This window comes from Pseudomonas sp. JAI120, assembly GCF_014207255.1.
In the GTDB taxonomy this organism is placed as follows: Bacteria; Pseudomonadota; Gammaproteobacteria; order Pseudomonadales; family Pseudomonadaceae; genus Aquipseudomonas.
In genome coordinates, this window is record NZ_JACHCZ010000002.1 from 240798 (window position 1) to 260782 (window position 19985).

The window sequence follows — 19985 nt, forward strand, 5'->3', positions numbered from 1 at the left end:
TCAGCCCAGGTTGTCCTGAATCACGCCCAACACTTTGCGCGCTGTTTCAGCCGGCGCCACGGTGTTGATGTTCTTCTCGACGGTGACTTGCACAGTCTCGCCAACCTTGCTCAAACGCACCTGATAACGCTCGGCGCGGGTCTCGATTTCTTCCTTGGTCGGCTTGCTGCCGAACAGTTTGCCGAAGAAACCAGGCTCTTCGTCTTTGCGCTCGGCCTTTTCAGCCACGTTGATGTAGTACAGGCCCAGGCTGCGGTTGATGTCTTCAACACGCCAAGGGCCTTGCTCCAACGCGCGACCGACGCTGGCCCAGGCACGATCCAGGTCTTCACCCAGGTTCAGCACCACGTTGCCGCTGCCGTCTTCGGTGAGACTGACGCGGCTCGGGGTGTCGTAATCACGGGCGGCGAGCAGGGATACGGAACCGCCCTTCTCGGAGATACGGCTCATGCTGGCCAGCATCTCGTCGACCAATGCCGAATCGACACCAGTGTTGACCGAGCGGTTGGTGAAGTCGACGTTGGCAGTGCTGCCGGCAGGACGCTCGGCGCTGACCACATAGACTTCACTGGTGTTGCGCTGCACGCCTGGCTCGATGCGCACACGCACACGGGCTTCGCTGTCGGCGGCGACACCACCGGCCTGCAGGCGCTTGGCCATAGTGGCGGACAGTTCGCTGCCCTGCTGCCATGCCGTGGTGAATTCACCGGTCTGCGGGCGCTGCTCGTCGATGCGGAAACCGTTGTCCTGGAAGAACTGCACCGCTACCGGCCAGACTTCGGCAGGTGGGCGCTGCGCCACGATCCAACGCGAATCACCGCTCTTCTGCAGGCTGTAGTCGCTGGCATCCGCCACGGCCGAGATCGGCTGTGGACGCGGCACGACGTATTCACCCTTGGTGGTGTCGTCGGCAACGTTGCGTGGAATCGGCAACAACGGGTCAAGACGCTTGGCGACGTTGACGTCCGGCGGCAGTTGCATCGGTTTGGTTGCTTGTGCTTCCAGGTAATCGCTGCCGCGGTCACGGAAGTAGCCTTCCGGGCCCCAGATCCAACCGCAGCCACTGGTGCTGGAGATAATCAAGGCAAGTGCGGAAAGTCCGGCCAATCGCTTCATGCGTAGTGCTTCCTCAATTAAACCAGGACGCCGGACTGGCGCAGGGCCTGTCGCAGCGGTTCGTGACAGGCTTCGCTGAGGCGGGTGAGCGGCAGACGGATACCGTCCGGCATCAGGCCCATCTCGAACAGCGCCCACTTCACGGGAATAGGGTTGGATTCGATAAACAGTGTCTTGTTGAGCGGCATCAGCTTCTCGTGGATCGCACGGGCCTTAACGGCGTCGCCGGCAATGGCGGCGGCACACATGTCGCTCATGGCGCGCGGGGCCACGTTGGCGGTCACGGAGATATTGCCCTTGCCGCCCAGCAGGATCAGCTCGACAGCCGTGGCGTCGTCACCGGAATACAGCAGGAAGTCGCTGCTCACACCAGCCAGGATGTCCTTGGCGCGCTGCAGGTCGCCGGTGGCTTCCTTGATACCGATGATGTTCGGTACGGTGGACAGGCGGATCACGGTCTCGGCCTTCATGTCGCACGCGGTACGACCCGGCACGTTATAGAGGATCTGCGGGATGTCGACGGCTTCGGCAATGGTGCGAAAGTGCTGGTACAGGCCTTCCTGGGTCGGCTTGTTGTAGTACGGGGTCACCAGCAGGCACGCGTCAGCGCCAGCTTTCTTGGCGTTTTTGGTCAGCTCGATGGCTTCGCGCGTCGAGTTGGCGCCCGTGCCGGCGATCACGGCAATACGCCCCGCGACACGCTTGACCACGAATTCGATCACCTTGATGTGCTCTTCCACATCAAGGGTGGCCGATTCACCTGTGGTGCCGACCGCCACGATGGCGTTGGTGCCTTCTTGCAGGTGGAAGTCCACCAGTTTGCCCAGGCTGTCCCAGTCGAGATGACCTTGTGCATCCATGGGTGTGACCAGTGCCACCATACTGCCCGCAATCATGCAACCGCTCCTGCCGGAAAAAGAGAGCCGTAATGGTACTGGCGCCAAGATGCTTGTACAAGCGAAGTACCGCCTGAGGATGCGTTCTGGCGCAACTAAACGACGGGCAATGCCATCATTGAGCCAAAGCACGGGTTGAGGCGGGGCAAAATCAGGCGGATCACGCAATGAAAACGCCACCTCCTATCCCTTGGCGACGCTTTTCGCTACCCTTCATGCTTTGATCGATACAGCCCTCACAGTATCGACCGCTCATCGTTTTAGGAAGGCTGCATGTCCACCCCCACAGTTCGCGAACAATTCCTTGTTATCAGTGCCCTCGGCGCCAACCCCATGGAGCTGACCAACGTCCTGTGCCGCGCCAGCCATGAAAACCGCTGTGCCGTGGTGACCTCCCGCCTGACCCGCCATGGCGAGTGCAGTGCGCTGGTCCTGCAGATTTCCGGTACCTGGGATGCCCTGGCGCGCCTGGAGACCGGCCTGCCGGGCCTGGCCAAGAAGCACGACTTCACCGTTAACGTGGTGCGCAGCGCCGCGCTGGAAAATCGCCCGCAGGCGCTTCCTTATGTGGCGTATGTCAGCTCGGCCTACCGTTCGGACATCGTCAATGAGCTGTGCCAGTTCTTCATCGACCATAACGTCGAGCTGGAGAACCTGACCTGCGACACCTACCAGGCACCGCAAACCGGCGGCACCATGCTCAACGCCACCTTCACCGTGACCTTGCCGGCAGGCGTGCAGATCAGTTGGCTGCGCGACCAGTTCCTGGATTTCGCCGATGCCCTGAACCTCGACGCGTTGATCGAACCGTGGCGCCCACAGAACCCAATGTAAGGAAGTAACCATGGCGGTAGTCATCGATAAACCGGTCGCCGATTTCGAAGCACAGGCCACCAGTGGCCAGACCTTCAGCCTTGCCGCCCTCAAGGGCAAGCAAGTGGTGATCTACTTCTACCCGAAGGACAGCACCCCGGGCTGTACCACCGAAGGCCAGGGTTTCCGTGACCAGTACGCAGCATTCAAGGCCGCCAACACCGAAGTGTTTGGCGTGTCGCGCGACAGCGTGAAGTCCCATGAGAACTTCAAGGGCAAGCAGGAATTCCCGTTTGAGCTGATCAGCGACAAGGATGAAGCGGTCTGCCAGTTGTTCGATGTCATCAAGCTGAAGAAACTGTACGGCAAGGAATACCTGGGCGTGGATCGCAGCACCTTCCTGATCGACAAGGACGGTGTGCTGCGCCAGGAATGGCGCGGCGTGAAAGTACCAGGCCATGTAGATGCCGTTCTGGCCGCAGCCCAGGCATTGAGCAAGGCCTGATCTGTAGCGCGAACCACTGTGGTGAGGGACACACTCCCTCACCACAATTCTCTCCTGCCGCTACAACAACGGCGCCACCACCGGCTCCTGCCGCGGCCACGCATCCAGCACGGCCTTGAACAGCGTCGCCAGGGGAATCGCAAAGAACACCCCCCAGAATCCCCACAGCCCACCAAACAACAACACCGCGCAGATGATCGCCACCGGGTGCAGGTTGACCGCCTCCGAGAACAGCAGCGGCACCAGTACGTTGCCATCCAGGGTCTGGATGATGCCGTAGACCGCCATCAGGTAGATGAACTGGTCGCTCCAGCCCCACTGGAACAAGGCGATCAAGGTCACCGGCACCGTCACCACCACGGCGCCGACATACGGCACCACCACCGAAATACCGACCAGCAGTGCCAGCAAGGCGGCGTAGTTGAGGTCCAGCGCGATAAACGCGATGTAGGTGACCCCTCCACAGATAATGATCTCGATGACTTTGCCACGGATATAATTGGCGATCTGCCGGTTCATCTCCTCGGCTACCCGGGTGATCAGCGCTCGTTCGCGTGGCAGGTAGCCGCGCACCCAGCGCCCGATCATGGCGCGGTCCTTGAGGAAGAAGAACACCAGGATCGGTACGAGCACCAGGTAGATCATGATGTTGACCAGCAGTGGCAGACTGGACAGGGAAAAGGTCAGCGCCCATTGTCCGAACTTGCCGATTTCGCCGCGCGCCACTTCTATGGCCTGCAACACCTGCTCGTCCGAGACCAGATGCGGGTAGCGCTCCGGCAACAGCAGCAATAGCGACTGCCACTTGGCGAGCATGCCCGGCAACTCGTTGAACAACGTGATCAGTTGGTGCCACAGCAGCGGCAGCACCACGACGATAAACACCACCAGCAAACCCATGAACAGGGCAAATACCAGGCCCACTGCCGCGCCGCCCGGCAAGCGTAAACGCTCCAGGGTGGTGACCAGCCCCTGCATCAGGTAAGCCAGCACCATCCCCGCCAGCACTGGCGCCAGCATGCCCCCCAAGGTGAGTACGGCCGTAAAGGCCAGAAACAGCAGGACCGCCAGCACCACGGCTTCTTCATCGGAGAAGTAGCGCTGGATCCAGTCTCGTAACACTTTGAACATCAATCAACCTCGGGTGATAGGGGCGAACGGCTCAGGCCTTGCGCAACCAGTAACGGTAAACACCGGCGGCGTCTTCTTCATGCAACAGGGTATGGCCGGCCAGCTTCGCGAAGGTGCGGAAATCACGCTGGGAACCTGCGTCGGTGGCGATCACCTTGAGCACTGCACCACTGGCCAATCGATTGAGCTCCAGCTTGGCCTTGAGCAGAGGCAACGGGCAATTGAGGCCGCTGGCATCGAGTTCGGCATCAAAGGCTACAGCGTCGGTCATGGTTTTACTCCGGACAAGCATTCGGGGTGCTTAGAATATCTGGTCCGAAGCTCAGTGTCCGGCTACAGTAAGCTCTTTGTCGAAAGGCTCTGTGCATGACTTTTTTGCGCCCTACCCTGCTGACGCTGGCTTGCCTGCTGGCCTCCCCAGGCTTCGCTGACGACCTGCCGTCACTTGGCGACGCCAGTTCTGCCATTGTCTCGCCGCAACAGGAATATCAGTTGGGCCGTGCCTGGCTGGCTTATCTGCGGGGCCAGGTCTCCCAGCTGAACGACCCTCAGCTCAAGGACTACGTGGAAACCAGCGTGTACAAGCTGGTAGAAACCAGCCAGGTGAATGACCGGCGCCTGGAATTCATCCTGATTAACAGCCCGCAGTTGAACGCCTTTGCCGCACCCGGCGGTATCGTCGGCGTGAACGGTGGCCTGTTTCTCAATGCCCAGACCGAAGGGGAATATGCGTCGGTACTGGCCCACGAACTGGCTCACTTGTCCCAGCGCCACTTCGCCCGTGGTGTCGAGGCGCAGCAGCGCATGCAGATCCCAATGATGGCCGCCCTGCTCGGCGGCATCATTGCGGCCGCCGCCGGTGCAGGGGACGCGGGTATTGCTGCGATCGCCGGCACACAGGCCGCGGCCATCCAGGAACAACGACGATTCTCTCGCCAGAATGAACAGGAGGCGGACCGTATCGGCATCGTCAACCTGGAGAAAGCCGGCTACGACCCGCGCTCCATGCCAACCATGTTCGAACGCCTGATGCGCCAGTACCGCTTTGACGCGAAGCCGCCGGAATTCCTGCTGACTCACCCGGTGACCGAGTCGCGTATCGCCGACACCCGCAACCGCGCGGAACAAGCCAAGGCCGGCGGCAAGGAAGACAGCCTGCGCTACCAGCTGATTCGCGCACGGGTACAGCTGCAATACGAAGACACCTCAGGACTCGCCGCCAAGCGCTTTCAAGCGCAACTGGACGAAAATCCGAAAAACGATGTGGCACGCTATGGCCTGGCCATCGCCCAGATCAAAGCCTCCCAGTTCAAGCAGGCACGGGAAAGCCTGCAACCCTTGCTGACCAAGGCGCCCAATGACATCACCTACAACCTGGCGCAGATCCAGCTGGACATCGACAACAACCGCTTGCCCGATGCCCAGCAGCGCACGGATCGAATGCTGTCCCAATACCCGGGCAACTACCCACTGAATCAGATTCGGGTAGATCTGTTGCTTAAGCAGAACCGCACTGCCGATGCGGAAAAAGCCCTGGATGGCTTGCTCAAGTCTCGCCCGGACGATCCGGATGTGTGGTATCAGGTCGCCGAGACACGCGGTTTGTCCGGCAACATCATCGGCCTGCATCAGGCGCGTGCCGAATACTTTGCATTGGTGGGTGACTTTCAGCAGGCGATTCAGCAGTTGGACTTTGCCAAACGTCGCGCCGGCAACAATTTCCCGCTGTCGTCACGTATCGATGCACGCCAGCGTGAGCTGATCGAACAGGAACGCCTGGTTAAAGGCATGATGAGCTAAACCCATCGCCCACAAAAAAGCCCCGCCCTCGTAAAACGAAAGCGGGGCTTTTTATTGGCCGGGTGGGTTACTCGGCCAGCTTGAAGGTAATGAAGCTGGCGCGCCCCTGACGAAGCACGCGCATCGATACCGAGCGGTTCTTCGGCAACGCCTTGGCGATGTCGGTGAACTGCTTGGTATTGTCAATCGCCTGATTGTTCAGGTGAGTGATCACGTCGCCAGGCTGCAGACCGATCAAGGCTGCAGGGCCGTCCTGCACTTCCTTGATTACCACACCGCTTTTGAGGTCGAAGCTTTTCTTCTGCTCATCGGTCAGCTCAGCCACGGCAATACCCAGGCGGTTGCTGCTGCGCTCGGCGCCCGGTTTGGTATTACCCAGGGCATCCAGGGTCGCGCCCTCTTCAGGGATCGCACCCACGGTCAGCTCAACATTCTGGCGCTTGCCGTCACGAATCACTTCCAGCTTGGCCTTGCTGCCGGCCTTGAGTGCGCCAACCAGGTGGGGCAGGTCGGCCGACATAACGATCGGTTGACCGTTCATGCTCAGGATCACGTCGCCGACTTGCAGGCCGCCTTTGGCAGCCGGGCCATCGTCCTGGATTTGCGCGACCAGGGCGCCAGCCGGTTTGTCGAGGCCGAAGGATTCAGCCAGGTCCTTGTTTACTTCCTGGATGACCACGCCCAACCAGCCGCGACTGACCTTGCCACCGCTTTTCAGCTGATTGGAAACATCCATGGCCACGTCGATAGGAATGGCGAACGATACCCCCATGAAGCCACCGGAACGGGTGTAGATCTGCGAGTTGATCCCCACCACTTCGCCCGCCAGGTTGAACAACGGGCCACCGGAGTTACCCGGGTTGATCGGCACGTCGGTCTGGATGAACGGCACATAGTTCTCGTTCGGCAGGCTGCGACCAATGGCACTGACGATGCCCTGGGTGACGGTATGGTCAAAACCAAACGGCGAGCCGATAGCTACCACCCACTGCCCAGCCTTCAGGTCCTGGGACTTGCCCAGTTTCAGCACCGGCAGGTCTTTGCCTTCGATCTTCAGCAAGGCCACGTCGGAACGCGGGTCTGTGCCTACCAATTTGGCTTTCAGTTCACTGCGATCGGCCAGGCGCACGAGGATCTCGTCGGCGTCGGCAATCACATGGTTATTGGTGAGGATGTAGCCATCTGGCGAAATAATGAAGCCAGACCCCAGGGACTGCGCTTCACGCTGGCCACCACCGCCGCCACGAGGCGTACGCGGTTGTGGCATGCCACGCTCGAAGAACTCGCGCAGCATCGGCGGCAGGCCTTCCAGGTCAGGCATTTGCTGGTTGGAGACTTTGCGATCCGGCAGCTTCTGGGTGGTACTGATGTTCACCACGGCAGGCGAGGCTTGCTCAACCAATTGGGTGAAGTCAGGCAACTCGACCGCTTGCGCGGATACGGCCTGACCCAGCACCAATACCGTGGCGACTATGGATAGGTAGGACTTCAAACGTGGTATCGACATACAGCTCCCGTTACGACGAGCAGGGTTGAGCGACAGGGTTCAATAAACGCCGAAAACTGCGACCGACATTTTTGTTCCGCGAACAAAACAAGGCCAGAGCCGACAAGCCCTGACCTATAAAAAACATGGGAGATTTTTGCAAGTGAAAATGCTGATCCAGACATTTCATGCTCTCGGCAGCCAACCTGGCATGGACGTACTGTGAAATATCTGGATGAACATAGGATTAACGACTCACGGCTTGGGGGTGACCTTTTTTTCACCGCGCACCGACAGTGCGATGCGTTCGGCGGTCCCAATAGGTATTTCGCCCACGACCGTCACCATCATTTCGCCATCCACCGTGTTCAAGCGACGAGATACAGCGACCGTAGGGCCTAATTGGGTGCGAGTCTCGGTCACGCTCACATCGCTGATGGGTTCAAGAAACACTGAGAAGCGCGCCAGTCCATCTTCATACATCAGGCTGTCGACCCTGGTTTTGGTATGGGGGTCCTTGCGGGCGCTGCTATTGGTCAGCTGAAAGCCTGGCGGTAACCACTCCAAGTGCCAAGCCTCGACGGCTTCTACGGCCGCTGCCTTGGTGTCGCCGACGGCTATAGACGTGCATTCGCTGCTGGGCTGCAAGTCACGATCATTGGGCGTGGTGGAGGTGTCTAATCGAGTGAACTGAAAGCGCTCCAGCAACTGTCCTTGATCGTTCAGCAACAAGGATTTAAGCGGCAGTGCGGTTTCACGATCAAGGTGCAGCTCAAAGCCGTAGCGGTATTGATCACGCGGAGTGATCGACACAATTACCGCATTACGACCGGCCACGCGGGATTTTCCGATAACGGCCAGTTCGTAGAATTGATTGAGTTTTTCGGGATCAAGTGCGCGCGAAGGTGCATCACGCGAATTGCCAAGGCCGACGACAAGAGTGCCGCTGACGCATTGAGTACGACCATCTACACGGACGACTTCCTGGGCAGAACCATCAAGCTGCAAGAGCCGCTCACGGACCTGGCCATTCTGGACGCGATGCCAGATGTCATGGGTAGAAAAACTGCCATTACGTTCGTAGACAAACGTACCTTGAAAACTTTGCTGCTGCTCTGCACGCCCAAGTCGAGTTAGCCAGTCTTGGGCTTCATCGGCATGGGCGGGGAGTGCAAACCAACCACTGAGCAATAGCGTAAGGAGCGGTATGGCGCGCATAGGGCTCCTTAACGTATCAGCGGTTTTCCAGGCTTGCAGCGCGAGCGTATGGCAAAGCGCTTTCAGTGCCTTTCAAAGCGGATTCCTGTGCGTGTTGGCGCAAGTAGCCTGGAAGACGCTGGTCCTGCCAGCCGGATTGCCCTTGCAACACACCGTTAGCCATAGGGCCGGTGGTATCAGAGCTTTCCTTGTAGCCGGCCAGAACCGCTGGGCCTTTGACTTGCGGACCGGCCATGACCGGTTGCTGAGTCTGCTGGGCCAGTTCGGCACCGGCGATTTCGTCCTGGTTATACAGGCGAACACCGGCCAGCACTGCAACAGTTACCGAGGCAGCAACTGCCAGGCGACCCAGGCTGCGCCAAGGGCCACGAGTAGCTTTTGCCGGAACGGCTTCATCAGCCAGCGCGGCAGAAACGGCCGCAGCAATATCCAGACGAGGGATTAGAAGATCCTTGTGCATCACCGCCCGAGCGACTTGGTAACGAGACCAGGTATCACGGGTTTCGGCATCATCAAATGCATTAAGCACCCGACGAAGTTCCAGTTCATCCGCTTCGTTATCCATCACTGCGGACAGCGATTCCTGCAGGGCATCACGACTCATGGCGGTTCCTCTCTTGGCTGTCGCCGCTGTCTTTAGTTTTCCTGCAACAACGGTTGCAAGGCTTTATCGATGGCTTCCCGGGCCCGGAAAATCCGTGACCTTACAGTCCCCACCGGACACTGCATGACGCTCGCAATGTCTTCGTAACTCAGACCATCGAATTCACGTAAAGTTAACGCCGTACGTAAATCTTCTGGCAGTTGCTGAATTGTGCGATGAACGGTGCCTTCAATCTCGTCGCGCAGCAATGCACGCTCCGGCGACTCGAGATCTTTGAGGCCGTGATCACCATCGTAAAATTCTGCATCTTCTGAACTTACATCGCTATCCGGTGGGCGGCGTCCGCGAGACACCAGATAGTTCTTCGCCGTGTTGATGGCGATGCGGTAAAGCCACGTGTAAAACGCACTATCACCGCGAAAATTGCCCAGTGCACGATATGCCTTGATAAAGGCTTCCTGTGCAACGTCCTGCGCTTCATGGGTGTCGTGCACAAACCGCACGATCAACCCGAGAATTTTGTGCTGGTATTTCAGCACTAGCAGATCAAATGCTCGCTTGTCGCCGCGTTGAACGCGCTCGACCAGCTGCTGATCCTCTTCCTGGGTTAGCATGAACACTCCTCGTTGTACTTGAAGGAGGCTTGCATAACTAAACGATCAGGCTTGCAAACATAGACTCGGACTTTTCGCAAAAGTTCTCCCCCTCCAAGCAAGTTTCCGGCATGCACTGATTTGGCACACACGAAAAACGCAGCGCGGGTAACGCCGGCTGCGCGAATAATCTTGTCGTCGGTTTTCTGACGCGTCCAATGCTCCCGACGGGCCAATAAACTCAACGTTTTCCCAGCTTTCGGGCAACCTGCTATTGAGTAGAGGCCTATGCAAAAAGTTCCCGCCTCAATAACCGGGTGATTTTACCCGAGCCGCGCACCGTAATCTCACATTGCCACGAATGCCCGGCTATTGTGCCGGTCCCCCCCTCTATATACTAGTGGCCCGTGTGACCCTTTGATTCGCCGATCCAGGCGTCCTGTTTGCGCCAGCCCTGTGGATCGCTTTTTGCGGAATCCTTCAAATGAGCCAACAGTTTCAACACGATGTCCTGGTGATCGGTAGCGGCGCGGCCGGCTTGAGCCTTGCGCTGACCCTTCCCAGCCACTTGCGCATTGCAGTCCTGAGCAAAGGCGACCTGGCCAACGGTTCGACATTCTGGGCCCAGGGCGGTGTCGCCGCCGTGCTGGACGACACCGACACGGTGCAATCCCACGTTGAAGACACCCTCAACGCCGGCGGCGGCCTGTGCAACGAGGACGCGGTGCGCTTCACCGTCGAGCATAGCCGCGAGGCGATCCAATGGCTGATCGACCAGGGCGTGCCCTTCACCCGCGACGACCACGCCGGCAGCGACGACAGCGGCTTCGAATTCCACCTGACACGCGAAGGCGGCCACAGCCATCGCCGTATCATCCACGCCGCCGACGCTACCGGCGCCGCGATCTTCAAGACCTTGCTCGACCAGGCCCGCCAACGCCCCAACATCGAACTGCTGGAGCAACGCGTCGCCGTCGACCTGATCACCGAAAAACGCCTGGGCCTGGACGGCGAGCGCTGCCTCGGCGCCTACGTGCTCAACCGCACCAGCGGCGAAGTCGACACCTACGGCGCGCGGTTCACCATTCTTGCCTCGGGTGGCGCCGCCAAGGTCTACCTCTACACCAGCAACCCCGACGGCGCCTGCGGCGACGGCATTGCCATGGCCTGGCGCTCGGGCTGCCGGGTGGCCAACCTGGAATTCAACCAGTTCCATCCCACCTGCCTGTATCACCCGCAGGCCAAGAGTTTCCTGATCACCGAAGCCCTGCGCGGCGAAGGTGCACACCTCAAGCTGCCGAACGGTGAGCGCTTCATGCAGCGCTTCGACCCGCGCGCCGAGCTGGCACCGCGAGATATCGTCGCCCGCGCCATCGACCATGAGATGAAGCGCCTGGGTGTCGACTGCGTCTACCTGGACATCAGCCACAAGCCCGAAGCGTTCATCAAGACCCACTTCCCGACCGTCTACGAGCGCTGCCTGGCGTTCAACATCGACATCACCAAAGGCCCGATCCCGGTGGTGCCGGCTGCGCACTACACCTGCGGCGGCGTGATGGTCGACCAGCATGGCCGTACCGATGTACCCGGCCTGTACGCGATTGGCGAAACCAGCTTCACCGGGCTGCACGGCGCCAACCGCATGGCCAGCAACTCGCTGCTCGAATGCTTCGTGTACGCCCGCTCGGCGGCAGCGGACATTCTCGAACAACTGCCACGCATTCCCGTACCGGCCGCCCTGCCCCGCTGGGATGCCAGCCAGGTTACCGATTCGGACGAAGACGTGATCATCGCCCACAACTGGGACGAGCTGCGGCGCTTCATGTGGGACTACGTGGGGATCGTGCGCACCAACAAGCGCCTGCAACGGGCGCAACACCGGGTGCGATTGCTGCTGGATGAGATTGATGAGTTCTACAGCAACTACAAGGTCAGCCGTGACCTGATCGAACTGCGCAACCTGGCCCAAGTCGCGGAGTTGATGATCCGCTCGGCCATGGAACGCAAAGAGAGCCGGGGCCTGCATTACACCCTCGACTACCCGCAGATGCTGCCCGAGGCCCGCGACACTATTCTGGTGCCAACCACCTACGGCGGCTGAACTTCAAGCGAACCCGCAGGCGCCGGTGTACATCGGCGGCCTGCGAATCCGTCGGCACGCAGACCGAACGCACCCACCACTCGCCCTGCACGCGATAGCGCAACACGACAATCAGCGGCAACGCCACGCTGTCGGGGCGCAGTTGCACGCTATGCCAACCGCGCTCCCTGCTGAATAACTGCCAGCCATCTTCATCGCGACGCAGGCCACGAATCGATGAACGGTGAGTCAGCAGGATATGACGCGGCAACACCCACCCGGCGTGAGCCAGGCACAACAGCATGCCGAGGCTTGAATAGTGCAGATCGAGAAACAACAGCGCACCCAGCGCGAACAGCTGGGCAAGGAGATACGCCGCCAGCAACAGCCGTGAGGCCTGCCAGCGGCATTCGAATCGATTACTTGGGCTGGACACGATCCAGGATCATCCGGACCATGCGCTGCAGCTCAGGGTCTTCGGACTCTGCGCGCTCCATGAACCAACCGAACATGTCCTGATCTTCGCAAGTCAGCAGCCTGACGTAGAGATCGCGATCTTCCTTATTGAGCGTCGCGTATACCTCTTTGGTAAAAGGCACCAGCAACACATCAAGCTCAAGCATGCCACGACGGCTGTGCCAGTAGAGGCGATTGATTTCTACATCTTCGACCATGGAGCGCTCCTCAAATAGAGCGCAAGTATACAGGCCCGACGGCACCGGAACAGTCGGCCTTGGTCGCCCCATACGTAAACTATCCATTTGCCGAGCGCCCCTCTATGATGCACCCATGACTTTTTGACCTGCGATGACCCATGGCTGACTCTGCTTTCTTCTGCCCCCTATCCCACGAAGGCGTTCTCGCCGTCCGCGGCTCCGACGCTGCCAAGTTCCTGCAGGGACAACTCACCTGCAACCTCAATTACCTGAGCGACACCCAGGCCAGCCTCGGTGCGCGCTGCACACAAAAAGGCCGCATGCAGTCGAGCTTCCGTATCCTGTTGCAGGGCGACGGCGTACTCCTGGCCATGGCCACCGAGCTGCTCGAACCGCAACTGGCGGACCTGAAGAAATACGCGGTGTTCTCCAAGTCCAAGCTCACCGACGAAAGCGCCGCCTGGGTGCGTTTCGGTGTGATCGATGGCGATCAGGCGCTGACCGGCCTTGGCCTTGAGCTGCCTGCCGAGACGGACAGCGTTGCCCGTACCGAACACCTGATCGCCATCCGCGTCTCCCCCGCCCGCGCCGAACTCTGGGTACCTGCCGGGCAAGCCGACAGCGTACGCAGCCAATTGGCCGCACAGCTGACACAAACCGATTTGAATAACTGGCTGCTGGGCCAGATCCGCGCCGGTATCGGCCAGGTCATGCCCCAGACCCGCGAACTGTTCATCCCGCAGATGCTCAACCTGCAGGCCGTGGGCGGCGTCAGCTTCAAGAAAGGCTGCTACACCGGCCAGGAAATCGTCGCGCGCATGCAGTACCTGGGCAAACTCAAGCGTCGCCTGTACCGCTTGAGCCTGAACGCGGCTGAAATGCCCGAGCCAGGCACCCCGCTGTTTTCCCCCAGCCACAACAGTGCGATCGGCGAAGTGGTGATTGCAGCAAAAGCTGACCAGGCGATTGAACTTCTGGCGGTATTGCAAGCCGAAGCTGCCGATAGTGGCGATGTGCACTTAGGCACGGCGGAAGGCCCCGGTTTGCAGTTGCTTGACCTGCCTTACACGCTTGACCGCGATCGTGAGATCCAGCGTTAGTCGCCGTATTTTTCTGCAACACCCTAGAGAGCATGAATGAGCAAACTGGCGGAAAAAATCCAACAGGCGTTGGTTAAGGCCATCGACAACGATGACCTGGTTCTGCCGACATTGCCGGAAGTGGCCCTAAACATCCGTCAGGCCGCTGAAGACCCGGAAATCAGCATCAGCCACTTGAGTAAAGTGATCGGCCGCGACACTGCGTTGTCGGCGCGCCTGATCAAAGTGGTCAACAGCCCGCTGTTGCGCGCCACCCAGGAAGTCACCGACCTGCACACCGCCATCACCCGGCTGGGCACCAACTACAGCAGCAACCTGGCCATCGGCCTGGTGATGGAGCAGATCTTCCACGCCCGTTCCGAGGTGGTCGAACAGAAAATGCGCGATGTGTGGCGCCGCAGCCTGGAAGTGGCGGGCGTCAGCTACGCCCTGTGCCGCAACCACAGCCAGCTCAAGCCGGACCAGGCAGCGCTGGGCGGCCTGGTGCATCAGATCGGCGTGCTGCCGATCCTGACCTACGCCGAAGACCACTATGAGCTGCTGTCAGACCCGGTCAGCCTCAACCACGTGATCGACAGCATCCACCCGGTGCTGGGCGACAAGTTGCTGAGTGGCTGGGACTTCCCGGAAATGCTGGCGAAACTGCCGGGCCAGTACCTGAACCTGGAACGCGATTCAGCCAGCCTCGACTACATCGACGTAGTGCAGATTGCCGTGCTGTATTGCCATCACGGCACCGACCACCCCCTGGCAAAGGTGGACGTGTCCAGCGTGCCCGCCATGAAGAAACTGCGCGTTGACCCTTACAGCGAGAAGCTGCGCGCAGAGCTGGATGAAGCGCGCGCGATGTTCGATTGATCAACCCGCGATAAAACTCACCCGTACCTTCAACCCCGCCTGCTCGCCGTCATGCAGGCTGATTTGCGCCAGATGCGCGCGACAGATTTCGCCGACGATCGCCAGCCCCAGGCCTGAGCCCATGCCTTGCTGGCTGCGGCGGTAGAAGCGCTCGAACACCCGGTCGCGCTCATCCAGCGGAATACCGGGGCCGTCATCCTCGACTTCCAGTACCGCCGGCGCCGTCACCCGCAGGATCACGTTGCCACCCGGCGGCGTGTGCGCCAGGGCGTTGTCCACCAGGTTGCTCAACAGCTCGTTGAGCAGCGTCGGCTCGCCACGCAACCACACCGGTTCATCCGCCTCCAGCGCCAGTGCCACGCCGCGCGCATGGGCCAACGGCGCCATGGCCATGCCCAGTTCACGGGCCAATTGGCTGAGGTCGAGCAACTGCGCGCCACCTTCGGCAATCGCCCGGGCACCGTTTTCGATGCGCGCCAGGGATAGCAACTGATTGGCCAGGTGGGTCAACCGATCGGTGCCTTGGGCCGCGGTTTCCAGGGTACTGCGCCAGGTCGCGGGGTCTTCGGCGCGCAGGCCCAGTTCCAGGCGCGCCTTGAGCGCCGCCAACGGGGTACGCAGTTCATGGGATGCATCGGCAATAAACTGCGCCTGACGCTCGAACTGGCCGCGCAGGCGTTCGGTAAAGTGGTTGAGGGAACGCACCAGCGGGCCGAATTCATGCTGCACCTCCACCAGCGGCAACGGCCGCAAGTCGTCGGGCTGGCGCTCTTCCACCGCCGTGCGCAGGCGCTCCAGCGGGCGCAAGGCGGCGCTGACGGCGAACCACACCAGCAACAAGGCGCCGATGGCGAGCATGCCCAGGCGCAGCAAGGTGTCAGCCATCAGGCTGCGGGCCATGCTCACGCGTGCTTCATCGGTTTCGGCCACGCGGATTTCCGCCATGCCGTTCATGTTCGGTTCGGAGACCGCCTTGAGCAGGCTGACCACCCGCACTTCCTGGCCCTGGTACTTGGCGTTGTAGAAACGCGCCAGCGCCGGGTAATCGTCGGTGCGCGGTGTGCCGGGGGGCGGACCGGGGAGGTTTTCGTAGCCGGAAATCAGCTTCTGATCAATGTCATTGACCTGGTAATAGATGCGCCCGGCGCTGTCGTAGGCAAAGGTGTCCAGGGCGACATAGGGCACGTTGGCGCTGAGAGTCCCGTCCACTTGGGTCAGGCCGGCGGCGATGGTACGCGCCGAGGCCAGCAACGTGCGGTCATAGGCGGTGTCGGCCGCCTCGCGGCCGTTCCAGTAGGCACTCATGCCACTGGCGAGCATCAACAGCACCAGCAGCAGCGCCAGGTTCCACAGCAGGCGCCAGCGCAGGCTGCTGGGCTTATGCATCGCGGGCTTCCAGCAGGTAGCCGAGACCGCGGAACGTCACGATGGCGATGGGGTGACCATCGAGCTTCTTGCGCAGACGGTGCACGTAGATTTCGATGGCGTCGGGGCTGGCCTCTTCGTCCAGGCCGAACACCTGGGAAGCCAGTTGCTCCTTGCTCATCACCCGGCCTGGTCGGGCGATCAGCGCTTCGAGCACGGCTTGCTCGCGGGAGGTCAACGTCATCAGCTCGCCGCCCACGGTGAAACGGCGGGTGTCGAGGTCATAGACCAGCACACCGCAGGCCTGCTGGCGCTCGCCGCCCAACACACTGCGGCGCAGCAGCGCCTTGACCCGCGCCTCCAGTTCGGTCAGTTCGAACGGTTTGGCCAGGTAATCATCGGCGCCCAGGTTCAGGCCATGCACGCGGTCCTTCACATCGCTGCGCGCGGTCAGCATCAGCACCGGCAGGTTTTTCCCACGCGCCCGCAAGCGCGCCAGCACCTCGAAACCGTCCATGCGGGGCAGGCCCACATCCAGGATGGCCACCGCGTAATCCTCACTGCTCAAGGCCAGGTCGGCGGCCACGCCGTCATGCAATACGTCAACGGTCAAACCCGTGCTCTTGAGCGCTTGGGCGACGCTTTCGGCGAGTTGCAGATGGTCTTCAACCAGAAGGACACGCATGGATTTCCACCTTATTCGGACGTGGTCGGCGCCACGCTTTGCCGGGCAGTTTACAGGCGCCGACTGCCCTGTGAAGCCTGAAAACATTGAAAGACCGCTGAAAGGTTAGTGAAAGCTTCGCCCTTTAGCATCAAGCCACGGTAGGTACTGCCTGCCGAGCGACCTGATGGGTCGCGCCCGAAAAACGCCTCGAAGCGTTTTCGCCAAAATAAGAACAATAACGGAGTGCACCACGATGCTGTCGACACAGCCCCAGGCTTGCCCGCCTGTTCGTATTTCCCGCCTGACCCACACCGCCTTTGCCAGTGCCGCTGCCCTTGCCGGCTTTTCGCCGCTTGGCCAGGCTGCCTTCTTCGAAGACAGTAGCGCGACCCTGGAAACCCGCAACATGTACTTCAACCGCGACTTTCGCGACGGCACCAGCGCGCAGCAATCCAAGCGCGACGAATGGGCCCAGGGCTTCATGCTCAACCTGCAATCGGGCTACACCGACGGCACCGTCGGCTTTGGCGTGGATGCACTGGGCATGCTCGGGGTCAAGCTCGACTCCAGCCCCGACCGCACCGGCACCGGCCTGCTGCCCACCCACGACGATGGCCGCGCCGCCAACGAGTACTCCAAGCTGGGCCTGACCGGCAAAGTGAAGATTTCCGCCACCGAGCTGAAGATCGGTTCGCTGATGCCCGAGCTGCCGGTCCTCAAGCCCAACGACGGCCGCATCCTGCCGCAGACCTTCAACGGTGGCCTGATCACCTCCAAGGAATTCAAGAACCTGGTCTTCACCGGTGGCCGTCTCGACAAAGCCAAGGACCGCGACGACAGCAACTACGAAGACATCGCCCTCAACAACAAGAACAGCCGCTTCCTCAGCGGTGCCACCGGCAAGCATTTCAACTTCGGCGGCGTCGACTACAAGTTCGCCGACAAGATCACCGGCAGCTACCACTTTGCCCAGCTCGATGACGTGTATCGCCAGCACTTCCTCGGCCTGGTCGCCGCGCGTCCGATGGGCCCCGGCACCTTCGCCACCGACCTGCGCCTGGCGCTCAGCGATGACACAGGCGCAGCCCGTGGCGGCAAGATCGACAACACCTCCCTCAACGGCCTGTTCAGCTATGCCCTCAATGGCCATAAGCTCAGCGCCGGCTACCAGCATATGTCCGGCGACAGCGCCTTTCCCTATGTGGATGGCAGCGACCCGTACCTGGTCAACTTCGTGCAGATCAACGACTTTGCCGGCGCCGAAGAGCGCTCCTGGCAGGCGCGCTACGACTACGACTTCACCAAGCTGGGCATTCCCGGCCTGAGTTTCATGAGCCGTTACCTGTCGGGTGACAATATCAAGCTCAGGAACGGCGACACCGGCAAGGAATGGGAGCGCAACAGCGAGATCAAGTACGTGGTGCAAAGCGGCACATTCAAGGATGTCGCCGTACGCCTGCGCAATGCCACGTACCGCTCCAACTATTCAGCCCGTGATGCGGATGAAATGCGCCTGCTGGTCAGCTACAGCGTTGCGCTCTGGTAAGTAGTGCCTGGTAAGCCACTCATAACAACAACGACGGAGATCACCATGACCCCTTCACTGCGTAAATTTGCCCTCGCCGCCGGCTGCATGCTGTTCGCCGGCCACCTGCTGGCCGCCGACGAACCCAAACGCCCGGAGTGCATCGCCCCGGCCTCCCCTGGCGGCGGTTTTGACCTGACCTGCAAACTGGCGCAAAGCGCGCTGGTCAACGAGAAGTTGCTGAGCAAGCCGATGCGCGTGACCTACATGCCAGGCGGCGTGGGCGCGGTGGCCTATAACGCGGTGGTGGCCCAGCGTCCTGCGGACGGCGGTACGTTGGTGGCCTGGTCCAGCGGTTCACTGTTGAACCTGGCCCAGGGCAAGTTCGGGCGCTTCGATGAGAGCGCCGTACGCTGGTTGGCCGCAGTCGGCACCAGCTACGGCGCCATCGCCGTTAAAGCCGATTCGCCCTACAAGACCCTCGACGACCTGGTTAAAGCCCTGAAGAAAGATCCGGGCAGCGTAGTGATCGGTTCCGGCGGCACCGTCGGCAGCCAGGACTGGATGCAAACCGCGCTGATCGCCAAGGCCGCCGGGATCAACCCACGCGAACTGCGCTATGTGGCGCTCGAAGGCGGCGGTGAAATCGCAACCGCCCTGCTCGGTGGGCATATCCAGGTCGGCAGTACCGACATCTCCGACTCCATGCCGCACATCCTCAGCGGCGACATGCGCCTGCTGGCGGTGTTCTCCGAGGAGCGCCTGGACGAACCGGAAATGAAGAATATTCCGACCGCCAAAGAGCAAGGCTACGACATCGTCTGGCCGGTGGTGCGTGGCTTCTACCTCGGGCCAAAAGTCAGCGATGCCGACTACGCCTGGTGGAAGGAGGCCTTCGACAAACTGCTGGCTTCCGAGGATTTCGCCAAGCTGCGTGACCAGCGCGAGCTGTTCCCGTTCGCCATGACCGGCCCGGAGCTGGACACCTACGTGAAGAAACAGGTGGCTGACTACAAAGTGCTGGCCAAAGAGTTCGGCCTGATCCAGTAATCGCCCCTTCTTCCTTGCGCGGCCACGCCCTCCTCCACAGCGGGTGTGGCCCAGGAGTTCTACATGCTCTTACAACGCATTTTTGCCGCAGTGCTGTTGCTGGCCTGTGCCGGCCTGGCACTGATGGCCTGGCCGTATCAGGCGGCTTTTTCCTACGAGCCGGTGGGGCCTCGGGCCTACCCACTGCTGATGCTCGGGCTGATGAGCCTGGCGCTGATCTATATGCTGATCCGCCCGCAGCCGACCAAACATACTGAAGAAGAACCCGCGCTGGACCGCGCCACGCTGGTCAAGATCTGCATCTGCGTGGCGCTGTTGATCGTGTTTGCCGCCACCTTCGAACCGCTCGGTTTCATTCTCAGCAGCATGCTGATCGGCATCCCCATGGCGCGCCTGTATGGCGGCCGCTGGGTGCCCAGCGTGGTGATCGTCAGCCTGATGGCCATCGGTCTTTATCTGCTGTTCGATAAAGCCATGGATGTTCCGCTGCCCCTCGGCCTGCTCGACGTTCTGGAGAACTGA

The 19985-nt window shown here is 60.7% G+C and carries 21 protein-coding genes; 9 read left to right on the forward strand and 12 right to left on the reverse strand.

Features of this window, described 5'->3' with window-relative positions:
- Together bamC and dapA are read right to left on the reverse strand one after the other, a co-directional pair.
- Entirely contained in the window at positions 1 to 1116 is a 1116-nt protein-coding gene (gene bamC / locus HDC32_RS13045) for an outer membrane protein assembly factor BamC (protein WP_027604311.1), read from the reverse strand.
- 17 nt (positions 1117 to 1133) lie between these two features.
- Positions 1134 to 2012 carry a 4-hydroxy-tetrahydrodipicolinate synthase gene (gene dapA / locus HDC32_RS13050; RefSeq protein WP_184744347.1) on the reverse strand — a complete coding sequence of 293 codons (879 nt, stop codon included), beginning with the start codon at positions 2010 to 2012 and terminating at the stop codon, positions 1134 to 1136.
- A gap of 273 nt (positions 2013 to 2285) precedes the next feature.
- Between dapA and HDC32_RS13055 the strand changes: the two genes are divergently transcribed.
- Both HDC32_RS13055 and HDC32_RS13060 read left to right on the forward strand, forming a co-directional pair.
- Complete coding sequence (locus HDC32_RS13055) at positions 2286 to 2846, forward strand: glycine cleavage system protein R (RefSeq protein ID WP_003172487.1); 561 nt, start codon at positions 2286 to 2288, stop codon at positions 2844 to 2846.
- Positions 2847 to 2856: 10 nt separating this feature from the next.
- Positions 2857 to 3330 (forward strand): peroxiredoxin, encoded by a 474-nt coding sequence (locus HDC32_RS13060; protein ID WP_116628224.1) that lies wholly within the window; start codon positions 2857 to 2859, stop codon positions 3328 to 3330.
- Between the two features lie 60 nt (positions 3331 to 3390).
- Here the strand turns inward: HDC32_RS13060 and HDC32_RS13065 are convergent, their stop codons facing one another.
- Together HDC32_RS13065 and HDC32_RS13070 are read right to left on the reverse strand one after the other, a co-directional pair.
- On the reverse strand, positions 3391 to 4461 hold the full coding sequence (locus tag HDC32_RS13065) for an AI-2E family transporter (protein WP_053136801.1): 1071 nt from the start codon (positions 4459 to 4461) through the stop codon (positions 3391 to 3393).
- Between the two features lie 31 nt (positions 4462 to 4492).
- A complete protein-coding gene (locus HDC32_RS13070) occupies positions 4493 to 4732 on the reverse strand; it encodes a sulfurtransferase TusA family protein (RefSeq protein ID WP_010212198.1) in 240 nt (79 codons plus the stop codon).
- Positions 4733 to 4827: 95 nt separating this feature from the next.
- On the opposite strand from HDC32_RS13070, the gene HDC32_RS13075 reads away from it, so the two are divergent.
- Positions 4828 to 6261, forward strand: a complete 1434-nt coding sequence (locus tag HDC32_RS13075) for a M48 family metalloprotease (RefSeq protein ID WP_131697109.1) — start codon at positions 4828 to 4830, stop codon at positions 6259 to 6261.
- A gap of 67 nt (positions 6262 to 6328) precedes the next feature.
- Here HDC32_RS13075 and HDC32_RS13080 read toward each other — a convergent pair whose 3' ends face one another.
- From HDC32_RS13080 to rpoE, 4 genes are all read right to left on the reverse strand, one after another.
- The gene (locus tag HDC32_RS13080; protein ID WP_131697110.1) at positions 6329 to 7768 is read right to left on the reverse strand and encodes a DegQ family serine endoprotease; all 1440 of its coding nucleotides are present in this window, start codon (positions 7766 to 7768) and stop codon (positions 6329 to 6331) included.
- A gap of 234 nt (positions 7769 to 8002) precedes the next feature.
- A complete protein-coding gene (locus tag HDC32_RS13085; RefSeq protein WP_131697111.1) occupies positions 8003 to 8965 on the reverse strand; it encodes a MucB/RseB C-terminal domain-containing protein in 963 nt (320 codons plus the stop codon).
- A 16-nt stretch (positions 8966 to 8981) separates the two neighbouring features.
- Complete coding sequence (locus tag HDC32_RS13090) at positions 8982 to 9569, reverse strand: sigma-E factor negative regulatory protein (protein WP_012722767.1); 588 nt, start codon at positions 9567 to 9569, stop codon at positions 8982 to 8984.
- A 32-nt stretch (positions 9570 to 9601) separates the two neighbouring features.
- A complete protein-coding gene (rpoE, locus tag HDC32_RS13095; RefSeq protein WP_003172477.1) occupies positions 9602 to 10183 on the reverse strand; it encodes an RNA polymerase sigma factor RpoE in 582 nt (193 codons plus the stop codon).
- 463 nt (positions 10184 to 10646) lie between these two features.
- Between rpoE and nadB the strand changes: the two genes are divergently transcribed.
- On the forward strand, positions 10647 to 12263 hold the full coding sequence (gene nadB / locus HDC32_RS13100) for an L-aspartate oxidase (RefSeq protein ID WP_131697112.1): 1617 nt from the start codon (positions 10647 to 10649) through the stop codon (positions 12261 to 12263).
- On the opposite strand, the gene HDC32_RS13105 is transcribed toward nadB, so the two are convergent.
- On the reverse strand, positions 12232 to 12678 hold the full coding sequence (locus HDC32_RS13105) for a protein YgfX (RefSeq protein WP_131697113.1): 447 nt from the start codon (positions 12676 to 12678) through the stop codon (positions 12232 to 12234). The genes nadB and HDC32_RS13105 overlap by 32 nt on opposite strands.
- Entirely contained in the window at positions 12662 to 12916 is a 255-nt protein-coding gene (locus HDC32_RS13110) for a succinate dehydrogenase assembly factor 2 (RefSeq protein WP_027604321.1), read from the reverse strand. Before HDC32_RS13110 ends, HDC32_RS13105 begins: the two co-directional genes overlap by 17 nt.
- 140 nt (positions 12917 to 13056) lie before the next feature.
- Here HDC32_RS13110 and HDC32_RS13115 point away from each other — a divergent pair, with 140 nt between their 5' ends.
- The gene (locus HDC32_RS13115; protein WP_184744349.1) at positions 13057 to 13998 is read left to right on the forward strand and encodes a folate-binding protein YgfZ; all 942 of its coding nucleotides are present in this window, start codon (positions 13057 to 13059) and stop codon (positions 13996 to 13998) included.
- A gap of 36 nt (positions 13999 to 14034) precedes the next feature.
- A complete protein-coding gene (locus HDC32_RS13120) occupies positions 14035 to 14856 on the forward strand; it encodes an HDOD domain-containing protein (RefSeq protein WP_131697115.1) in 822 nt (273 codons plus the stop codon).
- Here the strand turns inward: HDC32_RS13120 and HDC32_RS13125 are convergent, their stop codons facing one another.
- Together HDC32_RS13125 and HDC32_RS13130 are read right to left on the reverse strand one after the other, a co-directional pair.
- Positions 14857 to 16242 (reverse strand): sensor histidine kinase, encoded by a 1386-nt coding sequence (locus HDC32_RS13125; protein ID WP_131697116.1) that lies wholly within the window; start codon positions 16240 to 16242, stop codon positions 14857 to 14859. It abuts the gene before it with no gap.
- Positions 16235 to 16906, reverse strand: a complete 672-nt coding sequence (locus tag HDC32_RS13130) for a response regulator (protein ID WP_131697117.1) — start codon at positions 16904 to 16906, stop codon at positions 16235 to 16237. The genes HDC32_RS13125 and HDC32_RS13130 overlap by 8 nt, the downstream gene beginning before the upstream one ends.
- Before the next feature lie 235 nt (positions 16907 to 17141).
- On the opposite strand from HDC32_RS13130, the gene HDC32_RS13135 reads away from it, so the two are divergent.
- From HDC32_RS13135 to HDC32_RS13145, 3 genes are all read left to right on the forward strand, one after another.
- A complete protein-coding gene (locus tag HDC32_RS13135) occupies positions 17142 to 18434 on the forward strand; it encodes an OprD family porin (protein ID WP_167656501.1) in 1293 nt (430 codons plus the stop codon).
- Between the two features lie 45 nt (positions 18435 to 18479).
- Positions 18480 to 19463, forward strand: a complete 984-nt coding sequence (locus HDC32_RS13140; protein WP_131697119.1) for a Bug family tripartite tricarboxylate transporter substrate binding protein — start codon at positions 18480 to 18482, stop codon at positions 19461 to 19463.
- A gap of 63 nt (positions 19464 to 19526) precedes the next feature.
- The gene (locus tag HDC32_RS13145; protein WP_131697120.1) at positions 19527 to 19985 is read left to right on the forward strand and encodes a tripartite tricarboxylate transporter TctB family protein; all 459 of its coding nucleotides are present in this window, start codon (positions 19527 to 19529) and stop codon (positions 19983 to 19985) included.